Origin of the sequence: Pseudomonas kitaguniensis (genome assembly GCF_049199985.1) — a bacterium.
Taxonomy (GTDB): Bacteria; Pseudomonadota; Gammaproteobacteria; order Pseudomonadales; family Pseudomonadaceae; genus Aquipseudomonas; species Aquipseudomonas kitaguniensis.
Genome location: NZ_JBLZPT010000001.1, coordinates 678,929 through 691,081 on the forward strand (window position 1 = coordinate 678,929; position 12,153 = coordinate 691,081).

Sequence of the window (12,153 nt, forward strand, 5' to 3'; positions counted from 1 at the left end):
TCGTACCCCTTGCGCAGCCATTACTTCGGCCGAGACTATAGATACCCCTGCATCGGGCGTCGCGCGAGGCCGGTTCGAATTACCTAAACTTCAGCAAAATGGCAACGACTATCATCCCAATGAAGGAGGTAAGGATTGTCGCCGTAACGCTTATAAGAAGACGTTTCAGATAACGTGGGAAGTTTTCTAAATCTACTGGATCCAAGTCACCCAGGCGCAGGTGTACCTTGGGCATCGTGATCATTCCGGCAATTTTTGACATTTCCAACAGGGACCAAAGTACACCCCGCTTCCCCAAACTATCTCCCCATATATAAATATAGCGGCTGTTCTTCAACGCCTCCTTCATGGCGCCCAAGTGACGGTGGGTGAGGTAAAGACTGAAAGCAAGGCCTATAAACCCAAGAAGAATTGGGCCTCCAGATACAAATATCGCAATCCACAGCGGCCAGTCATCGATACTGGTCATGGTTGTTTAGGGTACATAGAACGACTCATATCAACACATCGAAAATAATAGCGGTACACCGACACATTATGGGTTGGCCGCGATCACGCATTCCAAGTCAGCAAGACGCGTGATAGGCCCATTGGCTTTCAAGCGCTCAGTAACGTCGCTCGGCCAACGGTTGCGGGAGCGGCGTTTTGCGATGCTGTAGGTGAATTCCTGGATTCGATCCAGGGGGTAAAACATAGCCCCCAGTATTAATTTTATAACGTCGTAACCACCTAAGTAATTCTTGCCGCCCGCCTCTCTCTTGGCCTGCTTTAGTTGTTCTCGTGTTCTTTTAAAACCGTCGCTCATTTTTGGGCGCACAGCCAGCTGGCTTTTTACAAAGACATCGGATTCGCTGTGATTGCCGTGCTCGTCGAAATACGGCCCATTGTTCATGTAGGCACGAACGTATTCCCACAAACTTTTTTGCAACGCCAGTGATTTACCAAAGGGTGACCCGAGGCTGACCATAAGAGCGGTTTCTGGCTTTCCGAATTGCCACACTCGAATTTCAAGTGAAGCGCTCTGCATTCCGCCGATTTGAGTGCCCACTAGCTGAAACTCATTGGCAACTGCGTAAATACCATCCCATGGGGTGAGGAATAATTCACCATCGTGATCGAAGTACACCTCTCGGGTGCGGCGGTTAAATAGGATAGGCAGAGGTAATGGGCGTAGGGTTTCCCATAGAAATGGCACCAGAAATAATGTGCCCAGCATGACCAAGCCCATTAAAGAACTTTCCCATTGCCCCTTAAGCATTAGCAGCATCTCTAGAGGCAGCATAAATACTGCTAACCACCCAAAGAGCCCCGCGAGCAGCCCTCGACTTGTATCCCCTCCAAACTTTAACGCGAGGTAGTAATCGGTATGTTCATCTGTAATAAACAGCTCCATCGGCTGCTCACCGGTAGGCTTATCTGCGGTAAGTAGGATTGTTGTAGCGTTACGTCCTGGCAGCTCCAGCATGCTCATATCCACGCTCGTTCCATGATTTTCACTGAGGGCAGCGTCAGCCCTTCACGTGGGGAGTAGATCAAATAACCGTCGATGCGCCGCAAGTCTATAGCACCGTCCTCATGGTACACACGACGATAAGGGGTGATGCCGGCTGGCACTGGAACGCGAGTACCGCTATGCCGGGCAAAGTCTTTACCTGTCCATTCGACGTTTCGGATTTTATCGGAGCGATATCCGAGGGTGTCGCCCCAAACCTCCTGGCCGATGAAATGAATCATCCCGTCAGTCAGTTCCACGTTTTCGCCGGGCAGCTTTAGCAACAGATAAGTGGAGAAGACTTGCCCTTGGTAAGGGTTGAGTTCTGCTAACCGATAAGCCTCGATGCTGATTGGGAAAAGAAGGAGGTATAGCTTATCCATGAATTAGGCGTAGAACTGGAGAAACGCTGGCTAGCTGAGCGGGCTTTCCATATCGAAATCAAGGTACTCGCTGACCAGTTTAAACTGGACCGCGTGCACGGTGCTCATGGCTTCAGTGCCTTGAAACGCCAGCACCTTGAAGTCGTTGCGAGCAGTGGGCATAAATACCGCGAACTGCGCAGTATTGGCTAGCGCGAACATGCGTTTATCCTTTTAATCCGAGAGAGGAGGCGACACGCGATGTTCAGGCTTTCAGCCTGAACGCGCTTAAGTACCGGGCACGCTAACAAAGCGGCAATCGAACCGATGCAGGACGCTTCCGAAACAGGTGTCCGACCGTTCCTAAGCCTGCACCGAAGTCACCTTGCATGACTTGGGCGGACATCCAATGAACAGGCAGCGGCAGCTTCGTAAACGTCCTCACCCATGTGTTGGCCCGCCCTACCAACAACCAGTCGCACCCCCGAGCGCCGTCCTGCACTTGGCAGCTAACGCTGCGCTTTACGCCTTGAGATAGTCGACCATCGAGCTACCTAAGCTTCAGCAAAACGGCCGCAACTACCAGCCAAATTACAGACGTGAAGATCATCGCCGTCACGATTACAAGAAGACGTTTCAGGTACGGCGGGAAGTTTTCTAAATCCACCGGATCCAAGTCGCCTAGGCGGATGTACGCCTTTGGCATTGTAATCATTCCGGCAATTTTTGACATTTCCAATAGAGACCAAATTACCCCCCGTTTCCCTAGGCTATCTCCCCATATATAGATATAGCGGCTGTTCTTCAAAGCCTTCTTCATGGCGTCCAGGTGACGATGGGTAAGGTAAAGGCTAAATGCAAGTCCAGCAGTTGGGAGCAGAGTAGGGGCACCAATAAAAATGATCGCAATCCAGGGAGACCAAGAGTCGATACTCGTCATGGTTGTGTAACCTCGTAAACTTTCTCTCCAATGTAATCGCCAGTGGCAGCACCGACTGTCGTATCCCCTTGCGCAGCCCTTACTTCGGCCGGGACCATAGATGCCTCTACATCAGGCCTCGCGCGAGGCCCGTTCAATTCACCTAAACTTCAGTAAAATGGCAACAACTATCATCCCAATGAAGGAGGTAAGGATTGTCACCGTAACGATTATAAGAAGACGTTTCAGATAACGTGGGAAATTTTCTAAATCTACCGGATCCAAGTCACCCAGGCGCAGGTGTACCTTGGGCATCGTGATCATTCCGGCTATTTTTGACATTTCCAATAGGGACCAAAGTACACCCCGCTTCCCCAAGTTATCTCCCCATATATAAATATAGCGGCTGTTCTTCAAAGCCTCCTTCATTGGGTCCAAGTGACGGTGGGTGAGGTAAAGACTGAAAGCAAGGCCTATAAACCCAAGAAAAATTGGGCCGCTAACAATAAAAAAAGCCAGCCAGGACCTCCAGAACTCTGGAGTCGTCATGGCAACGTTTTCTCGTACAATATTTCTCCGCCCATTTCACCACCTGTACTACCGAGAGTCGTCCCCACCCACGCGCCAGTCCCCACTAAGGCCGCAACTATAGATACCCCTACATCGGGCTTCGCGTGAGGCCCGTTCGAATTACCTAAATTTCAGTAGAATGGCTACAACCAAGATCCAAATGAGGGCGATGATCATCACTGTCAAATTGGAGATCAAATACCGCTTCAGGTGAGGTGGGAAATTTTCAAGATCGATTGGGTCCAATTCCCCAATAATTATTGAAGATCTTGGCCACGCTACCATCCCTGCTATTTTTCCCATTTCCAAGAGGGACCAAATCAAACCCCGCCTCCCTAAGCAATCTCCCCAAATATAAATATAACGGCTGTTCTTGAGTGCTTCTTTCATGGCGTCCAAATGTCGGTGAGTAAGGTAAAGACTGAACGCAAGACTCGCAGCGACGAGTAGAGTTGGAATGCCAATAAAAATAATCGCAATCCAAGATGGCCAAGAGTCGATACTGGTCATGGTTGAGTAGCCTCGTAAACTTTCTCGCCAATGTATTCGCCTACCTTACCACCGACAGTCGTACCCACCCATGCGCCAGTCCCCACTATAGCCGCGACACACACAACACCACCGATACCTCCCGAAGCTACGCCCATCGCTAAGCAGATCGGAGCGCTGGCCGAACTAGCTATCACGCCAGCTGCAGCACCGAAGGAAGTAGACAACCCGAATTTCCCTCCTTCAGTAAACTTGACCTTCTCACACGCCGCCCCAGAGCCGCCGCTACACACCTGCTCAATAGCCAGCAACGAAGACACGCCGCCTATACCAATGCCGATATACCCACCTGCCTTCATATATTTGGCTGCACGACTGGTCGCCTCCACATGCGTTGCGTAACCCGGAATCTGCCCCGGCGCACCGGCTTTATCCCAGTGGTGCACCAGGCTGCGGCTGGATAGACCTAGGGCCGTTTTCAACTTGGGATGGTCGCCCAGTGTTGTCTGGCCACGCAGGCGAGTGGAGTTTAGCAAGTGCGCATCCAGCTGTGCCAACAAGCGCTGGCGACCGGCGAAGAACTGCGGCGATCTTAAGTGGCCGTGATGGCGATAGCTTTGTTGATGCAGGCGCTCGATGGCCTGGAGGGTGTCGCGCAGCTTGGTGATGTGCGTTTCCATCACCACCGCGCTGACGCCAAGCCAGGTTGAGGCGGGGCTGGCAAAGCTGGCGATTTCTGCACCGTGGCTAGCCAGAAAGTCGGCCTCTTCCGGCGTCAGGGGATCCAGGGATGCATCGACCTCTTGAGCGGCCTGCATCAGTTGCGCTTCCTGGTAGGTGCAGGTGGTGTTGTTCGGATCGCTGAGCACGATCATGGAGCCTGCTTTGACTTGGCTCAGATTGGGGTTGAGCGCCTGAAATTTACTCATCACGGCCGCATTACGCGTGGGAAAAAGCGTGGCTTCCAGTGCTTCGCGCGTCGTGCTTTTGGGCACAATATAGAAGCCAGGCTCCTCGCCCCGCCCGCTGTTAAATGCCGCAGGGGCCGGATTGTTCGAAGGCGCGAAAGCGGGTTGCGGTGGTGCTGCCGAACGGCTGGCCGCTTGCTGTGCAGGGCCATCATTGCTGTAGATCGCCGTGAACACGGAGGGAATCAGCCGCGCTTGGCATGGGCAACTGCTAAAACTGTCCAGCGTGCCAGCCACCTGTTTGCCATGGCTTTGTATGTGCGATACACCACCGATAATCTGGTAAGTGCCGCCGTCTTTCCCACACGTAACGTCGCCCCCTTCGCGAGCATGCAGCACACCGAACAGGTTAACCCTCGGGTCACCATCCAGAACGATTCCGCCGCAGGTAGTTTTGTCACCACGGCCAACAAAGTAACCTTCACGCATTATTTTCTCCCTTATCTATTCCGGCCGAGGCAACTAAATTCTCAACCATGAGTTCGCCGTGCGCTTCAAGCACATTCAAAACAGAACTGCACTTTGCAACTTAGCCTTCATGGTTTAACGCTCAATAACTGGAAGAAAATCCATCTGCCGAAGTTTGGTTGCCTTGTGCGGTGACGCGGTAAATAGCGATAGGTGCTGAAGACATTTAATTGATATACAAAAGGGACAGTGCCGCACTCACTTTTTTATCCTGATCCGTGGTTTCAGTAGGCAGCTCTCTGTGTTGTAACTTTGACTGGACGATAGCGTGGCTGCCTATCAGACGGAACAGGAATCAGCGCATCTTTAGTACGCAGCCACATTGATAATATAAAAGTTTAAAGTAAAGTCGGACGTTTCCGAAAATGGCACTGTAAACATCCGAAGGAAAAGTAGCAGTTGCTTAAGCTGGCAGAGTAATGCCGCGTATAAACATCACTTACACAGTTGCGGCTAAGATAGTGGTTAGACGCTCGACGCATTACCGTGGACGCACATTAATTAATGCGCGGTGAGCGCGAGGTGACGCAGAGCGTCACAGGATGCATTCCCACGCAGAGCATGGTAACGATCAAACGTGCTCAATCCGCCCCTGGCATTTGCTGCTGCGCTCCCACCCGATTTAAGTAGTAACTGTGGTCCAGCCCCCGACCCGCACAAGCAATCTACCGAATATTCCCGCGCCCCTTGCCAGCCTCTAAAACAGGTGGGATACAAGCAGCCTCACGCCGCAAAAACCACGTTCCATGGAGGCTCGCCATGTCCGCCCTGCCACACCCTGCTTATGTCTACCGCCCGATGACGGTGGCCGACCTGCCCGCCGCCCATGCGCTGTCGGTGCAACTGAAATGGCCGCATCGCTTGGAAGACTGGGCGATGTTGCAACGGCTCAGCGACGGCTTCGTGGTGCTGGATGGCGAGCGTCTGATCGGCAGTGCGTTCAGTTGCCCTCAAGGCGATTACGCCACCATCGGCTTGGTGATCGTGAGCAATGACTACCAAGGCCAGGGCATCGGCCGCCGTTTGATGGAAATGGCCCTGGCCGCGTGCCAGTCACGCACGCCGATCCTTAACGCCACCCTCGCCGGCGCGCCGCTGTATGCCAGCCAGGGGTTTGTCGAATTCGGCCGCGTGCAGCAACATCAGGGCCAGGCGCGGGTGCCCGCGCTGCCGCAACTTGCCGAGGGTGAAACCTGCCGTGCACTCGGCGCGGATGATCACACCGCGCTCTTGGCCCTGGCCAAAGCCGCCAGTGGCCTGGACCGCCGTGAGGTACTGCGCGACCTGCAGGTGGAGCAGGCCGTGGGCATTGAGCGCGAGGGCCAGTTACGCGGTTTTGCCCTGCTGCGCCCGTTCGGTCGTGGGCGCTGCATCGGCCCGGTGGTAGCAGAGAATCTTGACCAGGCCAAACACTTGATCGCGGTGTTGCTGGCGCAAGTGCCGGAGGCGTTTGTGCGCATCGACATCCCGGTTGCCTGCGGCCTGAGTGACTGGCTTGAGCACGCTGGCCTGAAGAACATCGACACCGTTGCGCAGATGGCGCTGGGCGCACCGCCTCAGGCTAGCCAAGGCGTACACCCATATGCGCTGATCACTCAAGCCATCGGCTGACCTTTATCCCGGAGCACGCCCTATGTCATCTCCACGCATTCTGCTGTTGGCTCGCGCCGACGGCAGCCGCGTTGCCACGTCCTTTTACCGCGCGGCGTTAAGCGCGCTTGACCCGTTCGGCGACAGCCGCCAACTCGCCTGGCTGGGCGACGATGGTGTGTCCGCAGGCCTGGTGCGGTTCAGCGGTGAGGCGGTCATCAAAGACTTCCCGCACAGTGAGACGCTGGTGGTGCACACAGGCCACGTGCAGCTCAGCAGCGGGGAACAAACGTTGGAATTGGGCGTTGGCGCGAGTGCCGTGATCGGCCGTGGCAGCCGCCTTAGCGTGCAGGCGAGCGAGGGTTGCGAATGGGCGTTCTGCGCCGTCGACCTGCCCGACGCCCCCGCCCGCCCCGGCCTCACCCTGCTTGAGGCGCATACCTTGCTGAACCCCTCCGCCGCGCCAGAACCGGCGATTCTGATCGGCCCCACGCCGCAGTGCCGCGCGCTGAATCTGTTTGACGATGCAGTCACCGAACTGCGCGTGGGCATCTGGGATTCGACGCCGTACGCCCGCCACGGCCGCCCGCACAAGTTGCACGAATTAATGCACCTGCTCGAAGGCAGCGTCACCCTGCAAGATGACGCGGGCGTTGCGGTGACGGTGAACCCGGGCGACAGCGTGTTTGTAGCCAAAGGTGCGCCCTGCGCCTGGACCAGCACGGTGTATGTGCGCAAGGTGTACGCCGTGAAGTAGTGATCAGGCTTTTAACGCGTCTTCCAGAAACGTCACTAACGCCTGTACGCGCGGGCTGCGAAGCTTGCGCGAAGGCACCAGCAAGATGATCGGCGCGCTGTCAAAGCTCCAATCCGCCAGCACCCGAACCAGGCTGCCGCCGGCAACGGCGTCACTCACATCCCACTGCGAACGCAGCACCAACCCCAAGCCCTGCTCGGCCCATCGCCGGGCCACGCTGCCATCGTTGCTGAGCAACGCAGGCGTTATGCGCAGGGTTTTTCGGCCCTGGCCCTTGCGCAGGTGCCACAGCGTCACATCCTCATCGTTTTCACGAATGCAAATACAGCGATGCGCCGCGAGCTGGTCAGGCGCGGTCGGCACGCCATGCTCTTGCAGATAGGCGGGGCTGGCGCACAACCAGCGCTCGTTTGGCGTGAGTTGCCGCGCCGTCCACAGGCTGTCACTCAGGTGCCCGATGTGAACCACCGCATCGCTGTCGTGACGGTCTGGCCACGGTGTTTCGCGCAAGTCCAGTTGCAGGCACAACTGCGGGTGCAGGCGCGCGAAACGCGCCAACAGGGGAGCGAGGCGCTGTCGGCCAAACCCAAACGGCGCCGCCAGCCGCAGGGTGCCCACCAGCCTTTCGTCCTGTTGCCTGAACGACTCCGGCAGCGCTTCCAGCTGTTCCAGCAACAGCGCGCTTTCACGCGCGAACCGCTCACCCTCGGACGTCAGGCTCAGGCGTCGCGCATCACGATTGGCCAGGGTCAACCCCAGCAGCGTCTCCAATTTGCGCAGGCGCATGGAGAGCGCTGGCGGCGAAACATTCAACACTCTGGCGGCGGCACTCAGCGACTCAGCGCGTGCGAGGGTGACGGCAAGGCGTAAGTCTTCGATGGAAATCATTCAATTTTACTTAATGATTGATTAGCCTTGATTGAACCACAGGTTAACGAAACCTGAGTAGAGTGCAGCGTGCCCCCAGCCACTCGAGTTATGCCATGCCCACGCCGATTGCCTCCCTCGACACGCCCGCCGCGCTCGTCGATGTCCAGCGAATGCAGCGCAATATCCAACGCATGCAGCAGCGCATGAATGCCCTCGGCGTGCGTTTGCGCCCGCACATCAAAACCAGCAAATGCCTGCCGGTGATCCAGGCGCAAATTGCCGCTGGCGCCAGCGGTGTGACGGTGTCGACGCTCAAAGAAGCGGAGCACTGTTTCAGCGCAGGGATTGACGATGTGTTCTATGCCGTCGCCATCGCGCCGGGCAAATTAGCGCAAGCCTTGGCATTGCGCCGCAAAGGCTGCCAGCTCAGCGTACTCACCGACAGCGTCGCCGGTGCCCAGGCTATCGTGGCCTTTGCCGAGCAACACGCTGAACGCTTTGCGGTGTGGATTGAAATCGATTGCGACGGCCACCGCTCAGGCCTGGCGCCAGAAGACCCTGCGCTCATCGACGTCGCGCGCCTCCTCAGTACAGGCGCTGTGCAACTGCGCGGGGTGATGACCCACGCCGGTTCCAGCTACGATTTGGACAACCCGCAAGCCCTGCAAACGCTGGCTGAACAGGAACGCTTGCTCTGCGTGCGCGCCGCCGAACGACTCCGCGAAGCTGGCTTGGCGTGCCCCGAGGTCAGCATCGGTTCCACGCCGACGGCCCTCTCGGCGCTGAACCTGCAGGGCGTCACCGAAGTGCGTGCCGGCGTGTATGTGTTCTTCGACCTGGTCATGCACAACATCGGCGTGTGCCAGGCCGACGAGCTGGCACTCAGCGTATTGACCACGGTTATCGGCCATCAGCAGGAAAAAGGCTGGGTTATCACCGACGCCGGCTGGATGGCCATGAGTCGCGACCGCGGCACGCAACGTCAGCGCGAGGACTTCGGTTATGGCCAAGTATGCAGCGAAGCCGGCGCCTGGATCGACGGCGCGCGGGTCACCGGCGCCAATCAGGAACACGGGATTGTCACCTTGGGCGATGCGCCGACTACCGACTTGGTCGCGCGCTTCCCGATCGGCAGCCGCCTGCGCATTCTGCCCAACCATGCCTGCGCCACCGGCGCGCAGTTCCCGGACTATCACGCCGTTGACGCCGAGGGCGACGTGCACACCTGGAGTCGCCTGCATGGCTGGTAATCTGCAACGCGTTCACACGGCCAACGCGGCCGCGCCGGGCGGGCACTATTCACAGGCGCTGGCCCACGCGGGTATTTTGTATGTGTCGGGGCAACTGCCGGTACGCGCGAATGGCGAGCACAGCGCCGATCAACCGTTTGCGGTTCAAGCGGCAATTGCGCTGGATAACCTGGTGGCGATTTTGCAGGAAGCAGGCTCAAGCGCGGCAGACCTGCTCAGCGTCACGGTGTACGTGGTCGGGATTCAACACTGGCCGGCGTTTGATCAGGTTTACGCGCGCTACCTTGGTGAGCACCGGCCGGCCCGCGCCGTGGTGCCGGTACCGGAATTGCATCATGGTTACCTGATCGAAATCGAAGCCGTGGCCCGTCACACACCCAAGGAGCGCGCATGAACCTGCAAAAAAGCGATGTGCTGATTATCGGCGGCGGCATCATGGGCGCCTCGTCAGCGTTTTTTCTGCGGCGTCGCGGCAGCTCGGTCACACTGCTGGAGCGTGACCAGATTGGCCAGTACGCCAGCGGTGTGAATTTTGGCAACGTGCGCCGCCAGGGCCGCTACCTGGGCCAATTGGAGCTGGCCAATCGTTCGTGGGCATTGTGGAAACGCCTGCCGGAACTGATCGACGACGACCTTGAGTTCATTCCCAGCGGGCACATGCGCGTGTGTTATCGCGAGGATGAAATCGCCGAACTTGAGGCCTACGCGGCCGCGCCGGAGGCCGCGCAACTGGACCTCAAAATCTATCGCGGCGCGGCGTTGCACCGGCGCTTCGGCTTCCTCGGGCCGCAGGTCAAAGGCGGCTCCTACGCGCCCCACGATGGCCACGCCAACCCACGCCTGGCCGCGCCCGCGTTTGCCCGTGCAGCGCGGCGGCTAGGCGCGCGAATCGAAGAAAGAACCGAAGTGGCCGATGTGCAAAAGGTCAACGGCCTGTTCCACGTCACCACCACCGACGGCCAGTTGTTCGCCGCCGAACAACTGCTGATTACCGCCGGTGCGTGGGCGGCCAAGTTGGCTGAGCGTTTTGGTGAGGCGGTGCCGCTGGAGCCGAACGGCCCGCAGATGTCGGTCACCGAACCGGTGCCCTACGCCTTGCCGACCGTGATTGGTGTGTTTACCAAAATCAAGGAAGAAGTGATCTACTTCCGCCAGATCCCGCGCGGCAACATCATCATCGGCGGCGGCAACCGCTGCACCCCCGACATGCTCAACCGACGCGCGTATTTCAAGCCCGAAAGCCTGCTCAACCAGATGCGCCAGATGCAGCGCTTATTACCCGGCGCCGAGAAGCTGAACATCATCCGCGTGTGGAGCGGCATCGAAAGCTACACGCCGGACTCGCTGCCGGTGATGGGCCGCAGCGGCAGCGTGGACGGGCTGTTTTATGCTTTTGGTTTCTGCGGCCATGGCTTCCAGCTCGGCCCGGGCGTGGGCGATGTGATGGCCGAACTGATCAGCACCGGCAGCACCAGCACCTTGATCAGCCCCTTCGACATTCGCAGGTTTACCCAACCTTTAACGGTGCCCGCAACCGCCCTCACCACAGGAAAACTCATATGAGCCACGCCTATGTTTATCGCACTGCCAACGCGGCGGACATGCCTGCAGCGCACGCGCTGTCGGTGCACCTGAAGTGGCCGCACCGCGAAGAAGATTGGGCCATGGTTCAGCGTACGTCCGAAGGTTTTGTCGCCGAACATGACGGCCAATTGGTCGGCGTGGCATTCGCCTGCCATCAGGGCGCTTATTCGTCTATCGGCCTGGTGATCGTCAGCGATCAGCACCAAGGCAAAGGCATTGGCCGCAGGCTGATGAACCTGTGCCTGGAAGCTGCGGCGCCGCGCACGCCGATTCTCAATGCCACTGAGTCGGGCGCGCCACTGTATGCAAGCATGGGTTTTGTCGATTTTGCGCGCATTCAGCAACATCAGGGCGTTGCGCAGACGCCAGCGCCAATGCCTGCGACCGAGCACGCGCAATGTCGCGCATTAAGCCCGGCCGAGTACCCGCAGGTAATCGAGCTGGCCAACGCGGGCAGCGGCCTGGACCGCAGTGCCGTGCTCAACGACTTGCTGCCGAGCGCCGAGCAGGTGGTCGGCATCGATGTGCAAGGGCAACTGCAAGGTTGCGCGCTGCTGCGCCGATTTGGTCGTGGCCATCTCATTGGCCCCGTGGTCGCACACAACCAGCAACAGGCTCGCCAGATGATCACCCACCTGCTGCAGTTGATTCCTGGCGCCTTCGTGCGCTTCGATATTCCCACCGCGTGCGGGTTGGCCGACTGGCTGGAAAGCCTCGGGCTGCCATGCGTGGATAAAGCACCGCGCATGGTGCTGGGCGCGCCCCCGCAATCAAGCGGCGGCATCGCCCAATTTGCGCTGGTGACGCAAGCCATCGGCTAGGCAGGCCAGATTC

General features: G+C 57.9%; 15 protein-coding genes. 6 read left to right on the top strand and 9 right to left on the bottom strand.

Annotation, left to right across the window (positions count from 1 at the left end; translation table 11 throughout):
- Positions 1-79: 79 nt before the first annotated feature.
- The 8 genes from ACOZK9_RS03195 to ACOZK9_RS03230 all read right to left on the bottom strand — a co-directional run bounded on the left by ACOZK9_RS03195 (position 80) and on the right by ACOZK9_RS03230 (position 5,229).
- Complete coding sequence (locus ACOZK9_RS03195) at positions 80-469, bottom strand: hypothetical protein (RefSeq protein ID WP_421555268.1); 390 nt, start codon at positions 467-469, stop codon at positions 80-82.
- Positions 470-535: 66 nt separating this feature from the next.
- Positions 536-1,471, bottom strand: coding sequence for a hypothetical protein (locus tag ACOZK9_RS03200; protein ID WP_421555269.1), 936 nt, complete (start codon positions 1,469-1,471; stop codon positions 536-538).
- Entirely contained in the window at positions 1,468-1,875 is a 408-nt protein-coding gene (locus ACOZK9_RS03205; protein ID WP_421555270.1) for a hypothetical protein, read from the bottom strand. The genes ACOZK9_RS03200 and ACOZK9_RS03205 overlap by 4 nt, the downstream gene beginning before the upstream one ends.
- Positions 1,876-1,905: 30 nt before the next feature.
- A complete protein-coding gene (locus ACOZK9_RS03210) occupies positions 1,906-2,076 on the bottom strand; it encodes a hypothetical protein (protein WP_183141131.1) in 171 nt (56 codons plus the stop codon).
- A 328-nt stretch (positions 2,077-2,404) separates the two neighbouring features.
- Positions 2,405-2,794, bottom strand: a complete 390-nt coding sequence (locus ACOZK9_RS03215; protein ID WP_421555271.1) for a hypothetical protein — start codon at positions 2,792-2,794, stop codon at positions 2,405-2,407.
- A gap of 138 nt (positions 2,795-2,932) precedes the next feature.
- Complete coding sequence (locus ACOZK9_RS03220; protein WP_421555272.1) at positions 2,933-3,322, bottom strand: hypothetical protein; 390 nt, start codon at positions 3,320-3,322, stop codon at positions 2,933-2,935.
- Between the two features lie 141 nt (positions 3,323-3,463).
- A complete protein-coding gene (locus ACOZK9_RS03225; protein WP_058414708.1) occupies positions 3,464-3,853 on the bottom strand; it encodes a hypothetical protein in 390 nt (129 codons plus the stop codon).
- Positions 3,850-5,229: a PAAR domain-containing protein gene (locus tag ACOZK9_RS03230; RefSeq protein ID WP_421555273.1), complete on the bottom strand. Its 1,380-nt coding sequence runs from the start codon at positions 5,227-5,229 to the stop codon at positions 3,850-3,852. The genes ACOZK9_RS03225 and ACOZK9_RS03230 overlap by 4 nt, the downstream gene beginning before the upstream one ends.
- A 798-nt stretch (positions 5,230-6,027) precedes the next feature.
- On the opposite strand from ACOZK9_RS03230, the gene ACOZK9_RS03235 reads away from it, so the two are divergent.
- Both ACOZK9_RS03235 and ACOZK9_RS03240 read left to right on the top strand, forming a co-directional pair.
- Positions 6,028-6,879 (top strand): GNAT family N-acetyltransferase, encoded by an 852-nt coding sequence (locus tag ACOZK9_RS03235; protein WP_122251473.1) that lies wholly within the window; start codon positions 6,028-6,030, stop codon positions 6,877-6,879.
- 22 nt (positions 6,880-6,901) lie between these two features.
- On the top strand, positions 6,902-7,615 hold the full coding sequence (locus tag ACOZK9_RS03240; RefSeq protein WP_421555274.1) for a cupin domain-containing protein: 714 nt from the start codon (positions 6,902-6,904) through the stop codon (positions 7,613-7,615).
- A 3-nt stretch (positions 7,616-7,618) separates the two neighbouring features.
- On the opposite strand, the gene ACOZK9_RS03245 is transcribed toward ACOZK9_RS03240, so the two are convergent.
- A complete protein-coding gene (locus ACOZK9_RS03245; protein WP_421555275.1) occupies positions 7,619-8,503 on the bottom strand; it encodes a LysR family transcriptional regulator in 885 nt (294 codons plus the stop codon).
- 95 nt (positions 8,504-8,598) lie between these two features.
- Between ACOZK9_RS03245 and ACOZK9_RS03250 the strand changes: the two genes are divergently transcribed.
- The 4 genes from ACOZK9_RS03250 to ACOZK9_RS03265 are packed head-to-tail and all read left to right on the top strand — an operon-like array spanning position 8,599 to position 12,140.
- A complete protein-coding gene (locus tag ACOZK9_RS03250) occupies positions 8,599-9,735 on the top strand; it encodes a DSD1 family PLP-dependent enzyme (RefSeq protein WP_421555276.1) in 1,137 nt (378 codons plus the stop codon).
- Positions 9,725-10,129 (top strand): RidA family protein, encoded by a 405-nt coding sequence (locus tag ACOZK9_RS03255; protein WP_421555277.1) that lies wholly within the window; start codon positions 9,725-9,727, stop codon positions 10,127-10,129. Before ACOZK9_RS03250 ends, ACOZK9_RS03255 begins: the two co-directional genes overlap by 11 nt.
- Complete coding sequence (locus tag ACOZK9_RS03260) at positions 10,126-11,298, top strand: NAD(P)/FAD-dependent oxidoreductase (protein ID WP_421555278.1); 1,173 nt, start codon at positions 10,126-10,128, stop codon at positions 11,296-11,298. Before ACOZK9_RS03255 ends, ACOZK9_RS03260 begins: the two co-directional genes overlap by 4 nt.
- A complete protein-coding gene (locus ACOZK9_RS03265; protein ID WP_421555279.1) occupies positions 11,295-12,140 on the top strand; it encodes a GNAT family N-acetyltransferase in 846 nt (281 codons plus the stop codon). The genes ACOZK9_RS03260 and ACOZK9_RS03265 overlap by 4 nt, the downstream gene beginning before the upstream one ends.
- Positions 12,141-12,153 lie beyond the last annotated feature (13 nt).